This is a genomic window from Chryseobacterium sp. BIGb0232 (genome assembly GCF_024810195.1).
In the GTDB taxonomy this organism is placed as follows: Bacteria; Bacteroidota; Bacteroidia; order Flavobacteriales; family Weeksellaceae; genus Chryseobacterium; species Chryseobacterium pennae.
This window is the reverse complement of record NZ_JANUEH010000006.1, coordinates 220,062-245,100: the sequence shown is the minus strand read 5'-3', so window position 1 is coordinate 245,100 and position 25,039 is coordinate 220,062. Positions and strand designations below refer to the sequence as shown.

The 25,039-nt window shown below is 35.4% G+C and carries 14 protein-coding genes; 7 read left to right on the top strand and 7 right to left on the bottom strand.

Annotation, left to right across the window (positions count from 1 at the left end; all coding sequences use genetic code 11):
* Positions 1–88: 88 nt before the first annotated feature.
* The 5 genes from M2372_RS15755 (at position 89) to M2372_RS15735 (ending at position 4,237) form a co-directional block, all read left to right on the top strand.
* Complete coding sequence (locus tag M2372_RS15755) at positions 89–1,552, top strand: hypothetical protein (RefSeq protein WP_123321151.1); 1,464 nt, start codon at positions 89–91, stop codon at positions 1,550–1,552.
* A gap of 18 nt (positions 1,553–1,570) precedes the next feature.
* Complete coding sequence (locus M2372_RS15750) at positions 1,571–2,155, top strand: DUF6705 family protein (RefSeq protein WP_123321150.1); 585 nt, start codon at positions 1,571–1,573, stop codon at positions 2,153–2,155.
* A gap of 2 nt (positions 2,156–2,157) precedes the next feature.
* Positions 2,158–2,730 carry a DUF6705 family protein gene (locus tag M2372_RS15745; protein WP_123321149.1) on the top strand — a complete coding sequence of 191 codons (573 nt, stop codon included), beginning with the start codon at positions 2,158–2,160 and terminating at the stop codon, positions 2,728–2,730.
* 2 nt (positions 2,731–2,732) lie between these two features.
* A complete protein-coding gene (locus tag M2372_RS15740) occupies positions 2,733–3,305 on the top strand; it encodes a DUF6705 family protein (RefSeq protein WP_123321148.1) in 573 nt (190 codons plus the stop codon).
* 113 nt (positions 3,306–3,418) lie between these two features.
* Positions 3,419–4,237 (top strand): hypothetical protein, encoded by an 819-nt coding sequence (locus M2372_RS15735; RefSeq protein WP_123321147.1) that lies wholly within the window; start codon positions 3,419–3,421, stop codon positions 4,235–4,237.
* A gap of 125 nt (positions 4,238–4,362) precedes the next feature.
* Here the strand turns inward: M2372_RS15735 and topA are convergent, their stop codons facing one another.
* The 7 genes from topA to M2372_RS15700 all read right to left on the bottom strand — a co-directional run bounded on the left by topA (position 4,363) and on the right by M2372_RS15700 (position 20,234).
* A complete protein-coding gene (topA, locus tag M2372_RS15730; protein WP_123321146.1) occupies positions 4,363–6,924 on the bottom strand; it encodes a type I DNA topoisomerase in 2,562 nt (853 codons plus the stop codon).
* 55 nt (positions 6,925–6,979) lie between these two features.
* Positions 6,980–8,128: a hypothetical protein gene (locus M2372_RS15725; RefSeq protein ID WP_123321145.1), complete on the bottom strand. Its 1,149-nt coding sequence runs from the start codon at positions 8,126–8,128 to the stop codon at positions 6,980–6,982.
* A gap of 239 nt (positions 8,129–8,367) precedes the next feature.
* Complete coding sequence (locus M2372_RS15720; RefSeq protein WP_148060816.1) at positions 8,368–11,625, bottom strand: hypothetical protein; 3,258 nt, start codon at positions 11,623–11,625, stop codon at positions 8,368–8,370.
* Between the two features lie 317 nt (positions 11,626–11,942).
* Positions 11,943–16,655, bottom strand: a complete 4,713-nt coding sequence (locus M2372_RS15715; protein WP_123321143.1) for a T9SS type A sorting domain-containing protein — start codon at positions 16,653–16,655, stop codon at positions 11,943–11,945.
* Positions 16,656–17,012: 357 nt separating this feature from the next.
* The gene (locus M2372_RS15710; RefSeq protein ID WP_123321142.1) at positions 17,013–18,071 is read right to left on the bottom strand and encodes an acyltransferase; all 1,059 of its coding nucleotides are present in this window, start codon (positions 18,069–18,071) and stop codon (positions 17,013–17,015) included.
* A 22-nt stretch (positions 18,072–18,093) separates the two neighbouring features.
* The gene (locus M2372_RS15705) at positions 18,094–19,233 is read right to left on the bottom strand and encodes an EpsG family protein (protein ID WP_123321141.1); all 1,140 of its coding nucleotides are present in this window, start codon (positions 19,231–19,233) and stop codon (positions 18,094–18,096) included.
* Positions 19,233–20,234, bottom strand: coding sequence for a hypothetical protein (locus M2372_RS15700; RefSeq protein ID WP_123321140.1), 1,002 nt, complete (start codon positions 20,232–20,234; stop codon positions 19,233–19,235). The genes M2372_RS15705 and M2372_RS15700 overlap by 1 nt, the downstream gene beginning before the upstream one ends.
* Positions 20,235–20,427: 193 nt before the next feature.
* On the opposite strand from M2372_RS15700, the gene M2372_RS15695 reads away from it, so the two are divergent.
* Both M2372_RS15695 and M2372_RS15690 read left to right on the top strand, forming a co-directional pair.
* On the top strand, positions 20,428–24,081 hold the full coding sequence (locus tag M2372_RS15695; protein ID WP_123321139.1) for an MMPL family transporter: 3,654 nt from the start codon (positions 20,428–20,430) through the stop codon (positions 24,079–24,081).
* Between the two features lie 42 nt (positions 24,082–24,123).
* Positions 24,124–25,038: a dialkylrecorsinol condensing enzyme DarA gene (locus tag M2372_RS15690; RefSeq protein WP_123321138.1), complete on the top strand. Its 915-nt coding sequence runs from the start codon at positions 24,124–24,126 to the stop codon at positions 25,036–25,038.
* Position 25,039 lies beyond the last annotated feature (1 nt).

Below are 25,039 nucleotides of genomic sequence, written 5' to 3'. Positions count from 1 at the left end.
TCTATATAATTTAAATTTCAAATAAAATATAATACATTATCACACATTGGTGAAAAAAAATAGTATATTCGAAAACTAAAAAACATCTATGAGAGGAAAAATTATTCTTCGGTTGGCCCTGTTATCAGTGCTGACACTTTTTATCTATTCCTGCCGGACGGAAGATGAAGTACTTCCCAAAGAAGAGCAGGCTCAATTCAGGGCTCCTATTGAAATGTTCCTGAAATTTGAAGAGAAGGCTCAGGCTGATCCTGAATTCAGATCTCAGAACAGGCAGCAGGCATCCGGTCAAACTAACCAAAAGAATGCCTCTTACAATACCTCCCCAGTAAATATTCCTATCTCTCAGGTGAGCTATAAACTGCCATTCAGAGAAACCATAGAATCATTTTTCCAAAACAATCCTGCTTTAGGACTGGAATTTTATAAAGATTTTGGAAATCCTTTTTATAATGTATCTACCTATACTTATGGAGATAGTTCCAAGGCTATTGCCTTTCCTATTCTCCAGGGAGATCGGGTAACGGCTTTTATTCATGGTATTGTTACCCCCAACAGAGATTATGTACAGTTTACCATTGTCCAGAATAATGATCCTGTAACGCTGAGAGTATTAGCCATTCTTCAGGATGCGGTAGATAATCTATATCCCAAAAATCCTACTCCAATGGGGAAATTTGCTAAAGAGCAAAATATTAGGGTTAACGATATCGAGGAAATCACCATCATTAAATTCAATGTTTTTTCTGGTGGCGGGGGCGGTTTTGGATATATGTTCCCTGGAAGAGAGTGGTGGAAGGACTCTCCATGGAAAGAAGCTAATGGAGCACATCTGGGAAGTGGAGGAGGAAAAGCAATGTCCGGAGATGGTTCTAAACATAAGTTTCCGGATTATCTGGATCCTGAGGATGATCCGTGTAAGAAAGCAAAGAAGCTTATAGAGAACCCATTAACTATGAAAGCTATAAATGCTTTAAAAACAAAATCTACAAAAGGAGGAGAAAATGGTTACAAAATTAAAATAGACGGAACTCCATCAAATGAGATACCTGGGAATGCTCACAGCGTAAACTTTGGAGATAAGACAGGCTATGCAGGAGGATACCATAATCATACCCCTACAGGAATTCCAATGTTATCTCCACCAGATATCGATCAACTTTTACAATTTGCACTGGCTCAGGGAAACCAAGGAGATCCTAACAATGCTTATATTGGTATGGTTGCTCCTAATGGCATGCATTATGTAGCACGATTTAATGGTGGTTATAATGATGCCTTAAAAACATTTTCACAACAGGAAATAGATGTGTATGTGAAAATTTATAAAGATACAGAAAGTGATTTAACCGATGAATCAAAAAATGGAATGACTTATATGAATGGTGACGGTTCAATAAATAATTTAGGCGTGGAAAAACTTTTTTTTGAAACATTAAAGAATATGGGATTAGAAGGAAAAGTCAATCTACAAAGAATTGAAAGTAGTGGTTCTGTAAAAAATATTAAGCTAGACAACAACAATCAACCAACTTCAACAGCTTGTTCATAATAAATCAAATAATAAAATATGAAAACAATAAATATCAAAACAATAATGCTTTTTAGTCTTTTTATAAGCTTTTTATCTTGCAAAGCACAAGAATATCCACTAAACTCTTCTTATATGAAGCTATCTGATAATTCGTATTTAAAAGACTTAAATAATGAGCTTCCTCCCTATGTTGGAACTTATAAAGCAAATTTTGGTGATCATGAAATTACTTTATTGATTAGTTTGCAAAATCATAAATTTTTTGATTTAAAAGTAAAGAAGTATTATCAGGATGTTTTATCAATAAAATATATTGTGAAAAATTCTTCTGGAGTAGTTCTTCAAGATACGCAGAATATGAATTTACCAGGAAATCAACTTCGTTTTACAATATATAGTACTAAGACTAGACCTTCACAAAATGCAGTAATTTTCTATTATGGTGGTACTAATTGTGGAGTTGGATGGGGTGATATTTATTTAAAAAGAATAAATCCCACACAACTGTCATGGCAATATAAACCCAATGACATTGTTCTTGACAGTAGCAAGTGTCCCCCAGGAACAGATATTAATATTTATTTACCGGAAACGAAGGATTTAATTTTCACCAAACAATAATAGTGAGTAAATTAATTAAAATATTAGGAATATTTGTTGTGTTTTCTTGCAAAGCACAACAAGTTTATCCTTTAAAAACAGACTATACAGAGATACCTCAAAAATCATATCTAAAGGATACCAATAATGAACTAGATTCTTTTATAGGAAACTGGCAGGGAAGTTATAATGGTAACTCAATTACTCTTTTCATCACTAAAGAGACACAAAAATTTTTCAATGAAAATGACAATAAATATTATAAAGATATAGTATCGATAAAATATGTTGTAAAAAACTCTTCTGGAATAGTTCTTCAAAATACCCAAAATATGAACTTTCAAGCAAATCAATTAAGACATACACTCTATAGTCAATGGGTAGAAGATAATGGAAACAGTCTTTTGTTATATTATGGAGGTACCAATTGTAGTGTAGGATGGGGAAGTGTAAAATTGAAAAAAAATAATGCGACTCAAATATCATGGGAATATCGCCCAAATGATATGATTATTGATGATACTAAATGCCCACCAGGAACGGATATCAAAATTTATTTACCAGAAACGAAGGATTTAATTTTCACCAAACAATAATAGTGAGTAGATTAATTAAAATATTAGGAATATTCGTTGTGTTTTCTTGTAAATCACAACAAGTTTATCCTTTAAAAACAGACTATACAGAGATACCTCAAAACTCATATCTAAAGGATATTAATAATGAATTAGATTCTTTTGTAGGAAACTGGCAGGGAAGCTATAATGGCAACTTAATTACTCTTTTCATCACTAAAGAGACACAAAAGTTTTTCAATAAAAGTGGCTATAAATATTATAAAGATATATTATCGGTAAAATATGTTGTGAAAAACTCTTCTGGAATAGTTCTTCAAAACACCCAAAATATGACCTTTCAAGCAAATCAATTAACACATACACTCTATAGTCGATGGGCTGAAGATAATGGAAATAGTCTTTTGTTATATTATGGAGGTACCAATTGTAGTGTAGGATGGGGAAGTGTAAAATTGAAAAAAAATAGTGCCATTCAAATCTCATGGGAGTATCGTCCAAATGATATGATTATTGATGATACTAAATGCCCACCAGGAACGGATATCAATATTTATTTACCGGAAACGAAGGATCTAGTCTTTACCAAACAATAGCCTAAAGGATGTTTTCAGAACTTTATTTCCCTAAGGATACTTTACTCACCAAGCAATAAAATATAAAATGTCTTTCCATTTGAAACAGCATTTTATTTTATTTACAACATACTATGAAAAATCAAATCAAAATCCATAATCCATGTCCTGAAAACTGGGATAATATGCAAGATCTTTCTTCAGGAAAATTCTGTGAGAAATGTTCCAAATGTATAATAGACTTTACAAATAAAACAGATGAACAGATTCAGGATATTCTAACAGCTGCTAGCGGAAGAGAAATTTGCGGAAGAACATCAACAAGGTCTTTGGCTTTGGCTGCTGCAGGAATTATTTTAGTAACTAATCTGAGTTTCGCTCAAGTACAAAGTAAAAATAATTTCAGAGATACTACTGAACAACAAACAACAGATATTACAAAGGTATCTGGTAGATTAATATTCAAAGAAACGCAAAAAGCTATTCCAAATGCAGAAATTTTCTTTATAACCCAGAACATTTTTTTGAAATCTACAACTAATGAGAATGGCTATTTTCAGTTAGATGTTCCAAACAATCTTATAGAAGAAGAAAATGTTTTATACTTCAATTTTGATAAATTAAATGAAAAAAGGAAAGAAAAAAATATAAAAGATACTATAAGTGACATCAATTATGGAGATCAAACAATAGTCTTTTCAAGAAAAGAGAAAGTTGAAAATAAGAAATTTCAAATTGATTATAAAGGATTTGAAATTGGAGCTGTGGTAGTTGTCGAAAACCCTCCGCCAAATTATTACTATTTCGATGGAAAAAAAATTAGCAAGGAAAAATTTGAAAAATTAAAAAAAGAAAATCCTCAATATCAATATTTTTCTTTTGAAGGAAAAGAAGCTGATATCATTTCTCAGGATAACTTTATAGATACTTTATATCTATTATATTCAAACTAAAAAAGAGGCCATCTCACAACTCGTGAAAATGGCCTCTTTCCTTTATTCTTAGATTATATGAGAGGACTTTCATTAATTATTCTTAACCTATATCGTTTAATAATTGTAATACACTCTCTTTGCTATTATTTTTTCTTGGCAGCCGGTTTTTTTACAGCTGTGGTTTTCTTAGCAGTGGTTGCCTTTTTCGCAGCTGGTTTTTTCTTTTCTGCAAAGGCATTTTTATCCTGATCGGTGATCCATTTTTTAACCTCATCCAGAGAAATTTCTTTCAATTCTTCTGCATCGTATTTGGTATCATCGTTTTTCTTCGGGATCTTGAACATGGCTTTTCCAAACTTGATGAATGGTCCCCATCTTCCGTTTTCAAGAGATATTTTTTCTTTTTCCCATTGCTGGATATATCTGTTGGCTTCTTTTTCCAGCTTAGCATCAATCAGTTCGTTGATGTCGCTTTGAGAAAGATTATCAAAGTTGTATTTCTTCGGAACATTTATAAAAATATCTTTGTACTTGATAAATGGGCCGAATCTTCCGCTTCCTTTAGTTACAGGCTCTCCTTTATAAGTTGCAATAGGAGCATCAGCCTTTTTCTTTTCATTGATGATCTGTTCTGCACGGTTTTGATCTACAGAAAGAGGATCTTCTCCTTTTGGAATACTGATGAATGTTTCACCCCATTTCACATAAGGTCCGAATCTTCCTACTCCTACAGAAACGGCATTCCCTTCAAATTCATTCAGTTCGAAAGGTAATTTGAACAGTTCCAATGCTTCTTCAAAAGTAATGGTCGCAATATTCTGTCCTGTCATTAATGATGCAAAGATTGGTTTTTCTTCATCATCTGTCTCCCCGATCTGGATCATTGCTCCAAATCTACCAATTCTTGCATGGACATTTTTACCGGTCTTTGGATCCACTCCCAGAAGTCTGTCTCCTGTTGCACGGTCTGCATTTTCTTCTACATCTTCAATTCTCGGGTGAAATTTCGAGTAGAAATTCGTCATCATTTCCTTCCATTTCTGATCTCCACTGGCAATTTCGTCGAAACTTTCCTCTACTCTTGCAGTAAAGCCATAATCAAGGATTTCCTTGAAATTATCTGTTAAGAAGTCATTCACAACTTCTCCTATATCTGTAGGTAAGAATTTATTTTTATCACCACCGAATTTTTCATCCAGCACCACTTTTTTGATCTTATCTTTTACTAAAGACATTTTGATCACTTCACGGGTCTGTGGTTCGATTTCTCTTTTATCCACATATTCCCTGTTCTGAATGGTCTGAATGGTTGGAGCGTAAGTAGATGGTCTACCAATCCCTAATTCTTCAAGTTTTCTCACCAATCCGGCTTCAGTATATCTTGCACTTGGTCTTGTAAACTTTTCTGTAGCTGTGATGGATTTATAGCTTAATACTTCACCAATTTTTACTTTTGGCAATAGCTTGTCATTGTTTTCATCATCATCATCTTCCGTTTTTACAATACCATAAGCTTTCAGGAAACCATCAAAGATGATTACTTCTCCCTGCGCTTCAAAATGATGTGGCAATGATGCATTTCCGATCTCAATAACAGTTTTTTCAATTTTAGCATTCGCCATCTGGGATGCTAATGTTCTTCTGTAAATCAATTGGTACAACTTACTCAACTGTGCATCTCCAATGTTTTTCACTCCGAAATCCGTAGGACGGATGGCTTCGTGGGCTTCCTGTGCAGAAGATGATTTTGTGGTATAATTTCTTGGAGAAGAATATTCTGCTCCATATTCTGAAATAATCTGTTTTTTTGCTCCTTCAATCGCTTCCTGAGATAGATTCACGGAGTCTGTTCTCATATAGGTAATGAATCCTTCTTCATATAACCTCTGAGCAAGACGCATGGTATTGGTCACATTGTATCCTAACCTTGATGAAGCTTCCTGCTGTAATGTAGAAGTAGTAAAGGGAGCGGATGCGGAACGTGTTCCCGGCTTTGTTTCAACATTCAGAACTTTAAATTCTGTAGTTTTTGCCTGCTCAAGGAATTTTTCGGCTTCGGCTTCTTTTTCGAAGTCTTTTTTGAGTTTGGCAGCGATTTCCTGCTCAGTATTGTTTAAGAAAATTCCGTCAAGTTTAAAGCTTGCTTTTGGTACGAATTCACGGATTTCTTTTTCTCTTTCAACAATCAGTCTTACGGCTACCGACTGTACTCTTCCCGCAGATAGTCCTGGTTTTACTTTCTTCCATAAAACCGGAGACATTTCGAAACCGACAATTCTGTCCAGCACTCTTCTTGCCTGCTGGGCATTCACCAGGTTCTGATCAATATCTCTTGGATTTTCAATTGCTTTTAGAATGGCATTTTTAGTAATCTCGTGGAAAACAATTCTTTTCCTGTTTTCGGGCTTCAGTTTCAATTCATCTGCTAAGTGCCATGCAATAGCTTCTCCCTCACGGTCTTCATCGGAAGCAAGCCAAACCATATCAGCTTTCTTTACTGCAGCCTTTAATTCTGTCACCAATTTCTTCTTGTCTGCTGAAACTTCGTAATCAGGACTAAAGGTGGCAAGATCTATTCCCATACCTTTTTTAGGCAGATCCCGGATATGCCCGAAACTGGATTTCACTTCAAAATCCTTACCTAAATATTTCTGAATAGTTTTTGCCTTTGCCGGGGACTCTACGATTACTAAATTTTTCGACATTCTAAAAAAAATTTTTTTGCAAAAGTAAACCTTTTTTATTATATACTTTTTGAAATCACATTTTATTTAATAATTCAAGGGGAGCAACAAAGAGTCTGTAGAGTATTCCCTCGAAAGTGAAACCTTTTCCGGACATTTCCACCCTATACAGCAGAGACAGCAGGATAATAGCCATTGTAATATAGAATTTCCTGTCGATAACGATTGGTTCATAGGCATCAATTGAGTTCCCTTTTTTGAGCATCATCGCAAAAAGAATAATCATCAGCATCATATGAATATACATCCATCTTCCCCAGTCTATGGCCAGATAAAACAATGGAAGAGAGAAGATAAAGGCTCCAATCAATAAAATATATAAAATCTTTCGGCCATTTAGATATTTTAAATAATACCCGATATGAAATATACTTATTCCTAAACTGATAAAGTAGAGCAGATATTCATTAAGGTGTTCTTTAATGTATTGTCTTTCATCAATATTCCAGTAAAAAATCCCATAGGTAGGATGCACTCCTCTTCTGCTCAGAATTTCCAGTGACATTCCTTCATTTACATTTTTCCCAAATAACATAATGGCAGCAGCAGGAATAATCACGGCAAGGAAGAATTTAATATATCTTCTGATCTCCAGTTTTCCGTTTTTCACATATAAGGCAATCGCAAAATAAGGGATATAAAAGAGTGTAACTTCATGTAAAAGAGTGCTTATAAAAAGCAGAAAACAGAAAATATATTCTTTCTGTTTTGAAAGCTTATCATGATCTAAAAGGTATACGAAATAAGTAAACAGGAGAAATACAATAAATTCTTTCTTTCCTACATAAGTCACCGTATTCAAAAGCCCTATAAACCCTATAGATGACAATAGAAGAGACAGGTAAAGCAGGTCTGTTATTTTATATCTGATAAGCTTTGTATAGCACCAGAAGAACAGTGAAATAATTATAAACTGAAAGAAGTAAACAATATAATTCAGGCTAAGCCCTGTTACATCCTGAATAATAAAAAAGAAACTTCCGGACAACCCTCTTCTTTTGAACCCTCCGTCTTCATAGTTAATGAGCCAGTCTGCAAGAATATAACCATCATCTTTAAGATTAAATGCGAGGGTAAATGCGAGGGTATAAATTGCCGTAACGGCGATAAGAAAATAAATAAAGATCTTAATATTAAAATGTTGTACAAATTTCTCTAACCTCATAGTCTATTTTTAAAATCTGTAAAAAAGAAAAGAGCAAACGGTACTAAGCTTTTCTCAATTTTTTACAAGTGCTAAAATTATGAATTTAGACTTATCCATAGGCATATATTTCTTTTTTTTAATATGATTAAGAGGTAACCCCTATTTTAAAGCTGGAAAACAAACAATAAAGCCGGCTCTATAGTAAACCGGCTATCTTTAAGATTCAAACTATAAAGTTTACTTTTTACCTCAGCAGGCTATTTATTAACAGTAATCAGGTCTTTAGGGATTTCTTTTTCTATTGTGGGTAAAGCTGGGACCTGTTCTTTAGGAATGGGACCTGATTCATTTCCGTTAACATCAAACTTCATTTTTACACACCTGCAGTTCATTCCGAAATAAGGATCATTATTATCATGAAAGGCAATCATACGGTTGGCTGTAGAAGCAGCATCCCAAAGAATATTCACAGGTCTTCCTATATAGTTGGAAAGCAAGGCCCCCGTCCAGATTCCCGGATATTGAAAATTGATCATATTATAACTCCCCGCTGCACTTTGATTGGTTATAACACTTCGAAAGCCCCTTGAACCTGAGTTCGGATAAATTCCGACACGGTATGACTGATCATTAAAAGCATATCCGATGGTGGATGTTGTGCTTGGGTTTCTAACTCTTGCTCCCAAATAATCGACAATCACACTAAATGCTGTTGCCACGTTTTTGTCTTTTTTATACCAGGGAGAAATCCCGAAATCAAGATTTGTTGTGATGGAAGTTCCTGTAAGATCTGGAATCCGCCATCCTTCCGGACATGGATCAAAAGGTGATTTTTTTGTTCCCCTTCCCCATCTGTCTGGTGCTAAATTGGGTTCATCAGCCAGCCAGTCTGTTCCGTTTGTAAAGTTAGGTGTAGCACTATTGTATGGAGCAAAAGTACTTGGAACCATATACACTAACGGATTTCTTACAGAATAGGTTAAAACTTTTGAAATTTTATCTGCTATTTTATCTGTGGGAGATATGTTCGCATTGGCTGCATTTATATAGGTATTGAAAGGTACAATATAATTTCCGGCCAGATTATTATAAGCAGCTACAGTCAAAGGAGTATAAGCCACTGTCCCGTCCGTTCCCGCAGCTCCTAAAAACACGCTAAAGGAAGCTCTATTATCAGCGTATTGAAAAGTTGGGATCGGGTCTTTCCTTCCCCATTGATAATGCATACCTGTTGATGCCCTGATTTTTGCCAATTCCGCAGCAGTAGGTGTCAAAGGATTTGCAACCACAGGAAAAGCATCTGTAGCGCCCAAATTTCTATCCATAAATTCTGTCTGCAGTGGGGTTGATCCCTTATCAATATAATTTACATAATTTATTACAGCTGAATTGGGTAATTCTGTTGTATAGGAAGTGGAAGCAATGGGAGTATCTGTTACCCAGACGTGCCAACTCCAGTATACAGGATTGGTAATACTTCCGTTATGTAAAGTAATCACTGCATTTCCGCTTTGGTTTGGATTAATCGTAACGGCAATTTTAGTATTTGAAATCCCTTCCAGGGAATTTGGTGACCCATTAGGAATGGTTACCTTGCTTATAAGGCCTGTATTTGTACTCCAGAGTACATTAGCTTTTAAATTATTGAAACCTGATGTGGAAAGAATGTCTTTATTATTCAACATTGTACTTTGAACAGAAAATGCTTTACTTACAGGAATTTCAAGGGTAGTTAATGTTGTACTTTTTACAGTCTGATAAGTGTTTGGATTATCAATTCCTTCTTTAAATTCAACAACAACAGGTAAATATTCTGTAGGGAATTCATATCTGTCTACTATATACAAAGGGTCTTTTATACATCTGCATGCATTCGCTCCCGAAGTTTCCCCAGCTGCCAGTGGCATATACCAATACCTTCCTTTGACACCAGGAAAAGAGGCATCCGGAATATCCGGCTGACCTTTATCAGGAACCATAAACAATGCCCGGGCCCCTACAACAGGAGTATTATCAAAATGTTTAGCCATAGTTGCCGTCCATAAAGCTGTATGATGCTGGTCTGTATATTGTCCTAAGTGAACTGTAAGCGCCAATTGTCCAGTTCCTGGAAAAATCCCCATATTAAAACCATTCACATTGGATAAGTCAAATCCTGTATTTGCATATAATTTAAACCCTTTCATATAGTCTGGAGTATTGATATCCGTTGGTTTTATCACATGGTATTTATTGCCTTCAAAAGTATTTTTACCCATATTCGTTCTTACTCCAAAGGGGGAAAAGTCTACCCTCACATCGTCTATATAAGTCTGAGAGGCTAAATTTGCAACCAACACAGAAGGAATTCGCCATCCATTCGGACAAGGGTCATAGGAAGATTTATCATGATAAGGTTTTGCGCTGCTGTCATCATTGTAATTCGCACCCACTTTTCCCTGAGAATTGTCTGACCATAAATTTAATTCGGAAAGCTGTGCATCCGGAATGGAAGTGGATTTCCCGAACCAGTTTACCATTAAAGCAGCATTGTTATTATAGTAAGCCGGTCCTGAATTATCATCCTTATTAACGTATATAAGACTTAATGGATTTTTGACGGAAAGCTTAATATTGTTACTTACTTCAGCATTGGAAAGGAGAACGAATTTTCTAAGATCATCAATTTTCACTGCTCCCGTAAAGTTCTTTGCTCCTCTGTGCCTTACCCGCCCTATTGACCCTGAAACTTCATAAAAATCATCTCCTTTTAGCACCAATGGCGGAATAGGGTCTTTTCTTCCCCACTGGTACAGCAGGCCGCCGTTTTTATTCCATTCTGTTGCTGTGATTGAATTTCCAACTGCTCCCAGGTTTCTGTCCATCCATCTCCATTCTGAATCTGAGATCAGCTCTACAGTTCCATCGTTTTTCTGTCTTGAGACTCCTTTAAAACTTTTATAGGTCGATCCATTTTCAGGAGTATCAGTCACCCAGATATGCCATGACCAGAAAATTTCACCATTAACCTTTAAAGCAACAACAGCATTTCCTTCTTTGGTTTTATTGATGGGAACTTTTATTTTAGCATTTTCACCTGATCCTACCATTTCAAGGAGATATCCTGCTCCTGATTTTATCAATCCAGGATTGTCTTCCCAAAGAACATCTGCCGTTATCTGCCCTGCAGGAATTCCTGAAGTGCCCAAAATTTTATCCTGCTGCCACATCGCATAGGCCTTTTTTACAGGAACATATAAACCTTCATTATTCTGGCTTGGGTCAAATAGATAGCTGTTTGGAGCCTTGGTCCAGTCTCTTACATCCTCATTATTGGCTTTCTTATCTGTATTTCGATTTTTGCCATTAGTTTTCTTTACTCTTCCTGAGGACTCAATAATAGTATCCTGATTACTTTTTTGAGATTTTTCTATGTGAACGATCCGCTTTTTTAGCATTACACCATTCATAGAACAGATACATATCAACACCAGGCAAATGATTGCCGTTATTTTTTTTAATACTGATTTTTCCATGTCACTGATTTTATATAAACATAAGTACACCCCTATACTTTTGATATAAAAAAGTCATATGATACATAAATTACAATCTAATAAATAAATTATTAAACAAATAATTCAACATAATTATTTTATTAATGTAAAATAATCAATACAAAATCAGATAATCAAAAAATACACCAAAAGTATAAAACATGGTATGAACAATACTTTAATATTTTAGCAACAATTCCATAAAACAAACGTCATATCCTGCATTCAAAAAGAAACAGGGGCATAAAAAAACCGGGAGAAAAAATCTCCCGGCTGATATTTATGGAATAATTTAATTATTCCATGATAATCTTAACGATACTGTCGGAATTATTAATCCTTATCAGGTATGCACCTGAAATTAAACCAGAAAGATCCGTCTGTTCATTTTCAAATTTGCCTGATTTGATTAACTGTCCGGACATAGTATAGATCTGATAATAATATTCTTTTACTTTATCATTTCCTTTGATATATAATATACTCTTTACCGGATTAGGGAATACTTCAAGTTTATTCTGAACAATCTTTTCTTCAACAGCTTTTTTCGCAAAAACATTTGTCGCTCTGGCTGCTGAAACAGTGGTTACCTGTAATCTTGGTATTGGTCCGGCTTCATTTGTTCCATCTGTTTTGACTTTTACACAACGACAACTTGCACCAAAGTAAGGGTCGTTATTATCATGAAATGCCTGAATAAAGTTCTGAGTAACATTGCTGTCATATTTTTTGAGAAGCAGGTTGATTGGTCTGCCATTGAAATTGGAGCTTAAACCCGATGTCCAGAAACCTGTATAAAGACTTCCATTGACATCTCCTTCAGAAGACGCAAAATTAGGAACTGTATTAGTGGTTACACTTCTGTACCCTCTCATTCCTGTAAATATTGCATAGTTACCAATGGTGTAATCACTATTTGGGAACATAAATCCTGCAGTTCTTCTTTTTCCAACTCTCACCTGAATTCCAAAATTATCTGTTATAATCCTATAGGCACTTGCAGCTCTGTATGATTTTCTATACCACGGGCTAAGACCGAAATCTTCCTGTGCTACAGGATTTGAAGGAACTGAGATAACAGATACCGTAGTTACGTCAGGGATTCTCCATCCTTCCGGGCAAGGATCAAAAGGGGATTTTTTATCACCTCTCCCCCAGCGATCAGCACCTAAATTAGGCTCTGCAGCCAACCAGTCTGAACCTTTTCCGGTAGCATCCAAAGTACTTGGCACCATAAAAGCCAATGGATTTTTCACCGAATACGACAATACTTTTGCTATTTTTTCAGAAGGTTTGTCTGTAACAACAACATTGGCATTGGCAGAATTACTATAGGTTGCATACGGTCTGATATAATTAGTATTATAATTCGATTCAACTAAAGGTGCATAGGTAATTATTCCGTTTGCTGCAGTAGTTCCTGTCCAGTACTTTACAGCATCTGTTTTATAGCGATACTGGCCATAATCAATATCTGATGCCGTTCTATAGGTTGGAATTGGATCTTTCCTTCCCCATTGATAATGAAGACCACCAGAAAGCATAATCTGCTCCGGAGAGCCGGGTAATGCTGTTTCGGGGTTTAGGTTATCCCCATAAATGGTAGGGAATACTTCTACAGCTCCTAAATTTCTATCCATGATTTCAGTATCCAAAACTTCACTTCTTTTTGCAAAGTTTATATAGTTCACAGCATTGGCATCCGGCTGATCTGTTATATGACGATTGGACCCGATAGCCGTATTGGTTACCCAAATATGCCAGCTCCAGTAAACCGGATTTGTGATACTTCCATTATGCAATGTAACAACTGCATTACCACTTTTATTTGGATTGATGATAACTTTTATTTTTGAACTACTGATTGCTGATAAAGAACCTGGCTGATCTACAGAAACCTGTTTAATCAAACCTGTATCTGTTGTCCACAGAACATTTGTTTTTAAATTATCAAAACCTGAAGCATTTAATACATCAGGATTATTTAATAATTGACTCTGGGTAGAAAAAGCTTTACTGATTGGAATTTCAATTGTAGATTCTGCAGTAGATTTTACCATTGTATAGGTGTTTGGATTATCCAATCCATCCATGTACTGTCCTTCTGCAAAGTAGTCTGTAGGGAAATCATAATCGTTAACCACATATAAAGGATCTTTGATACATCTGCAACCATTGGCCCCAGAAGTTTCCCCCATAGATAACGGCTGATAGAAATACCTTCCGTTAATATTCGGATAGTTTGGATCTGGAATATCAGGTTGTTCTTTATCAGGAACCAGAAACAGAGCTCTGGCTACGATGGATGGAGAGGCATCGAAATGTCTGGTCATCGTTGCAGTCCATAAAGCTGTGTGATGCTGGTCTGTATACTGCCCTTCATGTCTGTTAATAAGCAACTGTCCGGTACCCGGAAATTTACCCATATTAAATCCACCTATACTGGAAAGGTCATATCCTACATTCGTATACAGTTTAAATCCTTTCATAAAGTTAGGTGCCCCCGCATCTGTAGGCTTGATAATCTGATAAGAGTTTGCTTCAAAGGCATTCTTACCCATATTGGTTTTCACCCCAAGAGGAGAGAAATCAATTCTAATATCATCAATATAAGTCTTTGATCCTCCATTAGCTACTAAAACAGAAGGAACCCTCCAGCCATTAGGACACGGGTCATAAGACGATTTATTTTTATAGGGCTGTGCATCATCATCTCCCAAGTAATTGTCTCTATATTTTCCTTCGGAATTATCAGACCATAAATTAAGCTCGGAAAGGCGATTGCTACCAAAATCAGGTGATTTTCCAAACCAATTTAACATGAGCGTCTTAGCACTGTCATAATATGCGATATCTGCACTATTATTCCCCACATAGATTAGGCTTAAAGGATTTTTAACGGCAAGTGACAGGTTATTTTTCACATTCGCACTGGCCAATGGAACAAATTTTCTAAGTGCGTCAATTTTAACTGAGTTTGCCGTATATTGGGCATTTCTATGTCTTATTCGTCCTATTGAACCTGACACTTCATAAGAATCATTTCCCTTAGCTGTTAAAGGAGGAATCGGATCTTTTCTACCCCACTGATAGAGCAATCCACCATTTTTATTCCAGTTTCCTGAAGTTAAAGAATTACTCATTGCCCCTAAGTTTCTATCCATCCATCCCCAATCTGAATCCGGAATCAACTCTACAGTTCCATCTTTCTTTTGTCTTTTTAGCCCTGCGAAACTCTTATAAGCAGAACCATTAGTAGGATCATCTGTAACCCAGATATGCCACGACCAATAAACCTCACCACCAACTTTTAATGCAATAACAGCATTTCCTTTTTTAGCCTTATTAACAGGAACTTTTATCATAGTATCTTCTCCAGAGCCAATCATCTCAAGGCTATAATTAATGCCTGATTTGATCAAACCATGGGCGTCCTCCCATAAAACATCGGCTGTAACCTGTCCTGCAGGAATATCGGACCCACCAATGTATTTATCCTTCTGCCACATAGCAAATGCCTTTTTAACCGGAATATAAAGACCGTCAGCACTATTTCCTGTCTTATCTTTTCCAGTAAAAATATAACTGTTAGGAGCTTTAGTCCAGTCTGCAACACTATAATCTGAAACAGCTCCTGTATTTACCGTAAAACAACCCAGTGAGCACTCCGAAGTATCATCATAAGCCGTAGTAGAGCCAAAAACACCAGTATATTTAATGAATTTGAATACTTCTTTTTCAACATCCTGCATAGTCCTTTTAGGCTGATATGATGTAGTAACATCATTTCTTAACGCTCCCACACCGTATAAAGTCATCTCTGAAGTATTAGAAATAATAAGGTTTTCAGATCCAGGTCCCCTTCTTGCCACATTGTTTGTATATCCGAAATAAGGAGCTCCATAATTGCTTGTACTGTTGGGAGTAAGATCTATATAAGTCCCATCATTTTTATAAATTCTTAATCCGGTTGTAATACTCGAAACAATCACAACAGGTTCCTGATCTGGAATAAATTCAGCCAAATTCTTCCACGTCCTGTTGTACATGTTAAAATACCTGCTTTCTATAAAGGTTGGACTTTTCCAGTTAAAATATCCCGGACCATTAGGTTCTCCTGGCCATTGGCTAAATTTCACAAAGAGTCCGTTAGCTGAGAATTTACCGGCAAACATATACACAGGATCATCATAACTATACAGATAAGGTATAGGATGCCCTGCAGCTTCATTGTATATAAATTCAGGAGTAGCCCCTAATGTATCACTAACCGCTCCTGTATTGACCAATTTTACAGCTTTACTGCCATTTGCATCTGCAATCAGATCTGATGGATGAGTGGGTGCAAATACAACATCATTTTTTTTATTATCCATCAGGACATTACTCAGTTTATTCCAGGAATAAGCAGATGTCACCCTGTCTTTCACTCCAACCACTTTTCCACTGCTGTTTGTAATCAGTGACCCATCCTTCTTAGGCGTTAAGAGCATTGTATATTCATTTTCATCCAGATCACAGTTAGAAGCAACATAATCACTAAGCTTATAATGGCTTATACTTTTGTCCCATACAACACTATTGAAATTGCTAAGATTAGTATCCGAACTCAGTTCCACTTTTACCTTATAAGAACTTTGAGCAGAAGCAGGAAGTTCAAAACGCGCCGTGAGAATTTCATTGTACTGGTTATAGGAATACAAAGTCTTACACCATCCGGTAACCCAATTGCCCTGTGCATCCTGATATCGGATCGACAGTTTTATATGATCACTGGTAAAGGGTTTTGTAAGCTTTCCGCTCATCACAACCAACCCTTTCTGATTGATATTCTGATTGATAACGATCAGCGGATCCAGATCATAAGTAAAAGGAGTAACAGGGGGGTAAAGCCTGGAATTTAAAGATTTCCCATACGTTTCCGGAGGCGAAAATTCCCGCGAAAAAGCATGAGTTGACACCACGCAGAATGCTGTTGCCAAAATTTTGGAAATAAATTTTGCTTTCATAACGTTGTTGTTTGAATAAATGTGTTAAAACTTGATTATTTTTTTCCGAAAAGATGGTATCGGATACAATAGGAAAAGTAAGTGTGAATAAATTCACTTGAATTGGTGTTCATCATGGTTTATTTGTGTTTTTAGTTTAAAAAATCTGTTCAGCTAGGGAAAGAATTTTCACAAATATATGAAAAAACAGATTCAGGTGACATAAATCGACAATAATCTATTAAACAACCGTTTAACATCCAAATAAGAATATTTTATCTGAGAAATAATCCAATAGTAAAACAAACCTTTCAGGAATATAAAATTTACTCTTTTTAAATCCAAAAGAAATAAAAAAAACGGTAATGATACCGTTTCTTATTTAATATTTTTAAGCATTGATTTTAATTTTTTCTGAATCGGAGGCTCAAGATATTCTGCAACCACATATGCTACAGGAATTACAAGTGAAAATGAAATAATGGGTAAAAGCCAGTAAGGGACCGTAATAAATCTATCTATTTTCAGCATCCATGAAATCATCATATTTTCATGCAATAAATAAACAGGATAACTCACAAACCCCACAAAAGTAAACAGCCTCATAGAAAAGAAACGCTCCATTCGCTTCCAGAATAACGCTCCTACAAAAACAAGAACCAAAATAATAAGATACACGTTTCTGGTCATATCCTGAAGCCTGTACATATAAAACATAGCACATATTGTGGCAATTACAAAAGCATACAGATATCTTTTATCTCTTTCTTTATAGTAAATATACATGAGTGCACCAGATACAAACCATCCAAAATAGACGAAATTTCCAATATAGGCTTTACATTTCAACAATTCCGGAGGAAGCAAGTGATGGAATTCCAGGATCTGATATGACACAGCCACCAAATAAATGATAAAGATCCCTAACAATGCCAGGTTCCTTTTAAACATATAATAAAGCGCACCAAAAATCACATAAAACTTTACTTCAATATACAAGGACCAGAATGATGATTCCAGAACAGGAAAGTCGGTTTTAAAAATACGCTCCAGCAATCCCTCATCTACGAATAGAATTCCGGGAAGCAAAGATTTAAGCTCAGGAATCCCCAAAGGTCTTTCATAAAAGAATCCAGCCGTAATATAGATAATTAAGGAGCATATCAGCATGCTGGGGAAAAGCCTCACCCATCTGTTTTTGATAAACTGAATAAAGCCTGTTGTTTTTTCCATAGACATCAGAATGACAAACCCGGATATCAGAAAGAACAACTGCACACCCAGATCTCCATATTTTACCAGCAGATTGTCTTTGAACAAATCCCCGAAAGGATAATGTTTGCTCCAAATATAATATCCATGAAAAAGAAAAACCAACAAAATTGCAAGTCCTCTTAAACCGTCTAAAACTAATATTCTATTTTTCTGTTCAGCCATAAATCATAAAATATAAAACTTCTTACGGAAGAATATGGTTGTGATAGAGATCTATTGTAAATCTACCTGCTGTAATATTTTTAAAGCTGGAGAATACCACAAAGTTAAAAATGACCAAAGCTACAATGAAGCTGTGTATAGCGGCTCTCATCCCTTTAGAAACCACAAACATCGTATTGGGAATTAAAATATAGGAAAATGCAAGGAAAGTCCCCGTTAATCTGGACGAGAAAATCGGGTTATTTCTAAAAATAAAATAGAAACAGATTCCTATTACGGTATAATTCCGATGATACTCGTAATAGGGATATTTTTCTTTCATTTTTGTATCAAAAATAAACAGGAAAGCGGTACAGATAGCCAGCATCGCCTCCGGAATTCCGAAACCTCCGTTCAGTCGCTCTACAGATTCATCCACATAACCATTGAACCCTTCCACCAGGGTACTTTCGGAGGCAAAATTCCCTAGTATATCCCCAAAGTATCGGTATACTTCAAACGGAGAAAGAAATACTGATACCAGAATAAAAAGAAGCATCCAGAACTTATTCAACGGAACTCTGGCGATCCAATACATTGGAAGCATCAGATAACAAACATTGTGAATACCTGCTGCAAGATAGATCCATAAAAGATACATCCATAAATTCCGTTCTTTAATATACCGTATTGCCCAATATGCCATGAAACACCCTAAGTTTTGCCTGATCTGTCCACTCTCTCCAATAAAGAAGCCAGGAATAAAGACAAAAACCAAAAAGGTAAAAGGATAATGGGTATTTTCTTCAACAAATTTTGTTTTAAAAAAAGTTACCAATGCTGCTATTACAAAGGTCAGCATGTAGAAAGGAGCATCAAAAATATTGATCAGAATCTTATTGATCAACACATAGAGCCACTCCTGCTCCATCACCTGAGGCCCCTTTATTGAAAGAGCTGCAAGAAAAATACTCAGATAATCTTTCGTATCAGAATAGACATAGATTCCCACATAACTTCCATAATCCGGCCCCACATCATCACGAAATCCTGCAATAATGACAAGAAATACCGCCAAAATATAAAGCGCCTTTTTATTCGTTTTCCCGGAATACACTTCCTGAAAACTGAAAATCAGCATATAAATGACTGCAATGATATAATAAGGGTGTAATAAATTCATTAGGCGGTTATGGTGTTTTTAAATTGATACGAAGTAAATATAAACCCTGTGAGAATTAAAGGAATAAATAACCTTACTTCCCAGAAGAGTCCCACCATCGCAATCATTATCAGATAAGGCAGGGAAAAGAAAAGGTACTTTCTGATCAGTATTTTTCCTTCGTTATTACACAATATATAACTGAAATATACACTTATCATCCCAAATAAAAGCCCGCTTATATTAAAAGGACTGCTGAAGTTATCCAGAAAATAAATTCCTTCCACAAAAGATACGTCCTGATGGATCATCATTCTAAGCCCGGCATAAGGAATGATAAAGGCAATCACCAAAAACACAAGTTCTCTGATGAATGTAAAATCACGATTTTTAAGTTTTTTAAAATCAATGCAGACTGCAGCAAAAAAAGAAATATTCAGGCATGAAGTCTCTCTTGCCAATGTTGAAATACATACAACTGCACATAAAAGGATAAAGTCCGAAATATTCCTGTTCTGCAAATATTTCAGGGTAAGCAATGCTCCCCAGAGATAAAAGAAAATGGCAATAGAATCACAATTGGTAGGCACATACTGCACGATAACGATAAAGAATATGGCCAGCAAATGGATCAGTCTCCTGATATTCAAAGACAAAAGAGTTCCTACAGATTTTAGTTTAAAAATCATATGTAAAATGATCGAAGACAGCACAAAAAAGAAACTGTTGATCAGAAAAATGCTATGATAAAAGAGTGTTCCCTGCTTTAAAAGAAAACTCTTAAGAAAGGGAAGATAATTGTTTACAAAGAATGTTACTGCTTCTGTAACATGTACACTCAGATAATTGGGTATTACTCTGTAAGCATATACCGAAGCAAACATAAAGTCTGGAGCCTTATCCATAGTCTTCAATCTTACATAGGAAGATTCAAAGCCATAGTAAGACATCGCAAACAGCAGAAACGGGAGTACTGCAACAAATAGGAATCCGTTTATTTTTTCATCATTTTTTGTCAACATATCAAAAACAGATTCTTATTTTTTGAATAATAATTGTGGTTTAAAATACATTTCATCAAAAGGGAACTTTTGCAAAAGTAGAATAATTTTTCATTCTGCCTAGAATATTTTATTGATTTTCAGACAAAACTTATCCCTAACTATTTTGATGTAACTCTTAAAAATTTAAATTTGCAGACTTGATCCAAATGCAATGCATCGCTTTTTTATATTTTTATATTATCTGATTTCCAGAAATAAAATCCTTTCTGTATTTACAGCCTTAGGAATTGCCGCTTTATGTCTTTTTTTTGCTTCAAAGATTAATTTTGAAGAGGACATCAATCAGATCATCCCTAAAAATGAAAAATCGGATCTTACAGCAAAAGTGCTTAAGCAGCTTAACTTTTCGGATAAGATCATCGTTATCATAGAAAATAAATCCAGCGAAGACAGCTTCCAGCTTTCTGAAACTGCTGATACTTTTTTACGGAAAATAGAGCCTTTACAAAGATACATAGGTACTGTTCAGGGGAAAGTAAATGATAATGAAATTTCAGAAACCTTTGACTTCGTCAGTCAGAATCTGCCTTTATTTCTCAATGAAAACGACTACAAAGAGATTCAGGAAAAGCTTGGGAAGGATAGTATTGCCAGGCGAATAGAAGATAATTATATTTCATTGGCTTCACCTACCAGCCTTGTCACTAAGGAATTTATCAAAAAAGACCCTCTTGGGCTGACCTTTTTAGGAATCAAAAAATTAAATGCCTTAAACATCAGCAAGGATTTTAAACTGGAAGACAGCTATATTGTAACCAAGGATGGAAAAAACCTTTTGCTGTTTATAGATCCTAAAAACAAAAGCAATGATACCAAGGCTAATGAAACCTTCGTTGATGAACTTGATACAATAAAAGATAATCTTAATAAACAGTTCAAAGGAAAAACAGAGATCAGCTATTTCGGATCTCCGGTGATTGCTGTAGCCAATGCCAAACAGATCAAAAAAGACATTCAGAATACAGTTGTCATTTCAATGACAGTACTTTTGGTCCTGCTGATTTATTATTTCAGGAACTTCTTTACCCCTATCATTGTATTCCTTCCGACAGTCTTCTCAGTTCTGCTGGCTTTAATGGTATTGTATTTTATTAAGGATAAAATCTCGGCCATTTCATTAAGTGTGGGAGCTATTCTTATCGGAATTACCATAGATTATGCCCTGCACATTCTTACCCATTACAAGCACAATAACAATATTGAAGAACTCTATAAGGAAATTACCCAACCCATAATATTGAGTAGTGCGACAACTGCAGTTTCTTTTTTGTGTCTGGTATTTGTACGGTCAGAAGCATTAAAGGATCTGGGACTTTTTGCAGCCATTACAGTTATTTTATCTTCTGTTACCGCATTAATTATTGTTCCCCAACTTTATCAGCCTAAGCATACTGAAGAAAATCATAACACCAATTTCATTGATAAGATCGGATCTTATCCGTACGAAAAAAATAAACCTTTGATTATAGGATGTTCTATAGTCATCTTAGCATGTTTATTTGGATTCAGGCATGTTGGGTTTAATGAAGATATTGGTGACCTGAATTATATTCCGAAGGAAATGAAGATCAGTGAGGCAAAACTGCAAAAGCTTTCGGATATTACTTCAAAATCTATCTATACGATCTCTTACGGAAATTCTGAAGAGCAGGCTTTGGCAAGAAATTCCCAGTTAAATACATTCCTTGAGCAAGAGAAAAAAGAAGGTAAAATATTAAGTTACAATTCAATTGGAGGTATTGTTCTGTCTGAAAAAGATCAGCAAAAGAAAATTACTGAATGGAAAAACTTCTGGAATGACAGCAAAAAGAGCCAGACAGTCTCTGAATTAGTCAGTAACGGAAATAAATTCGGGTTCAACAGTTCGGCTTTTGACAATTTCAATGAAATTTTAAATAAAAACTACTCTACGTTAACCATCAGGGACTATGAAAAGGTGAAGGCACTCCAGATTTCAGAGTTTATGAGCCATGAAAAAGATTTTTATACGGTTTCGAATGTGGTAAAGGTTGACGAGAATAAAAGAGATGCCTTTATCAAGGATATTGAAAAGAAGCATAATGCCCTGGCAATTGACCGTCAGCAGATGAATGAAAACTTTTTAGGTTTATTAAAAAGAGATTTCAATACACTGATCAATTATTCTCTTCTGGCTATTGTTTTAACAATTATCGTTTTCTTCAGAAATTTTGAACTAACGGTTCTTACCATGTTTCCTATTGTTCTAACTGGGGTAGTGACAGCCGGGCTTCTATATTTTATGGGACTGGAACTGAATATTTTCAGTACTGTAGTATGTACATTGGTCTTTGGAGTTGGAGATGACTTCAGTATTTTCCTTACCCAGGCTATGCAAAAAGAGCATACAACAGGAAAAAATGAACTTCCAACGTATAGAACATCTATTATTCTGGCAGTATTTACAACCATTTTGTCTATCGGATCTCTGATTTTTGCCAAACATCCGGCTTTACATTCATTAGCTTTGGTAGCATTGATTGGAATGTTCTCTGTGATTATCATTACTTCTACTCTATATCCGTTCTGGTTCAGATTATTGATTACCAACAGGGCAAAAAAAGGACTTTCTCCAATTACATTCAGATTATTGATCGTGTCAGTCATCAGCTTTTTATATTATGGGCTTGGAGGAATGCTATTTTCTGCTGTGGGAAGTTTCTTTGTGAAAAACTCAAATGGGAAAACTCTGGATATCATCAAACTTATTTTAGCTAAGTTTTTAACTTCCGTGCTATATTCGAATCCATTTGTAAAGAAGAAGGTCATTAAAAATCCCAATGAAGATTTTAGTAAACCAGCTGTCATTATTGCTAACCATACTTCTTTTTTAGATACACTGGCGATTGCAATGGCCACTCATAAAATCATTTATTTAGTGAATGACTGGGTGTACAAATCTCCGGTGTTTGGTAAACTGGTTAGGGCATTAGGCTTCTATCCGGTTTCTCAGGGCATTGAAAATGGGATGGATAAACTGAAGGAAAAAATTGCACAGGGCTATTCTCTTGTTGTTTTCCCTGAAGCGGAACGTTCCTACACCAATGATGTTAAAAGATTTCATAAAGGAGCCTTCTATCTTGCAGAACAGTTTGAATTGGATGTTCTTCCTTTATATATCCACGGAAATTCTGAAGTTCTCCCAAAAGGGGATTTCATTATCTACGATGGAAGCATCACTGTAAAAGTGGGTGACAGAATCAGTAAAGATGATGTAGCTTTTGGTAAAAACTATTCTGAAAGAACAAAAAAGATCAATGCTTATTACAGAGATGAATTTGCTAAACTGAGAGAAGAGATTGAGGATGAAAATTATTTTAAAAAGCAGTTGTTCTTAAGCTATTTATATAAGGATAATGAAGTGGTAACAGAAGTAAAGAAAGATTTTAAGGCTAATAAATCGGTTTACTTTGAACTGAATAAACATATTGCCACAGATGCCAATATCCTGCATATTTCAGATGATTTTGGTCAAAAAGATATATTACTTACTCTTTACCAGGCAAGCAGACGAGTTTTTTCCTGGATCAGGAATGATGAAAAAAGAGCAACAGCAGCCCATAATTATCTTGTAAAAAGAAGAAAGATACATTATATAAAAGATTTGTCTGAAGTAAATAAAAGCATTGATATCCTTCTGATTTCAGATGATAGTTTTGATCTTAATGAAATTCAGGTTCTTCCTGAAACCATCATTTTTATCAACAGCAAAAACTCGGGGATAGAAAATGAAAATTATACATTAAAATTTAGTTCTGAATCATTAAAAATATTTAAAACTAAATAATAAATATGAAAAACATATTTTTGTAAACACTAAAAAGATTCCATGAAAAAAAATATACTTGTCATATATTATTCCCAAACCGGCCAGTTGGAAGATATCGTGAGAAATATAGCCAAGCCTTTTGAAGTTCAAAAGGAGGAATATGATATTACCTATTATAATATTCAGCTAAAGGAAGATTTTCCTTTTCCCTGGCCAGGTGATGTTTTTTTCAACACTTTCCCGGAATCTTATTTACAAATCCCTAAAGAAATTGTACCCCCTTCAGAAGAAATACTGAACAAGAGGTATGACCTCATCCTGTTCGGATATCAGGTATGGTATCTCACACCCTCTATTCCGATCATTTCATTTTTGAAGAGTGGCTATGCAGAACGCATCCTTAAAGACACTCCTATAGTCACTATTTCCGGAACCCGGAATATGTGGATGCTTTCTCAGGAAAAACTGAAAGTATACCTCAGAGACCTGAAAGCCAAACTTGTAGGAAACATCGCATTGGTAGACAGACATGATAATTACACCAGTGTACTTACTATTCTCCGCTGGCTGACTACAGGACAAAAGGAAAAATCAGGAATGCTTCCGGCAGCAGGAGTTTCAGATGAAGAAATTACAGGATCAGTAAAATACGGAACGATCATTGAAAGACATTTCAAAAACAATGATTTCGAAAATCTGCAACCTGATCTTGTAAAAAACGGAGCCATTGAAATCCGCCCGTTTTTAGTACGTGTAGAAAAGGTAGGAAACAAGATTTTCACGGTGTGGTCTAATCTGATTATCAAGAAAAAAGAGAAACGCCCATTGCTGATAAAATTCTTTAAGGTATATTTGATGGCTGCGATATGGATCATCTCACCTGTCGTTTTGGTGTTACACCTGCTTACAACCCCTATATTTTGGTTTAAAAGACAAAAACAAAAAAGATATTTACAAGGAATTAATTTAAAATAGA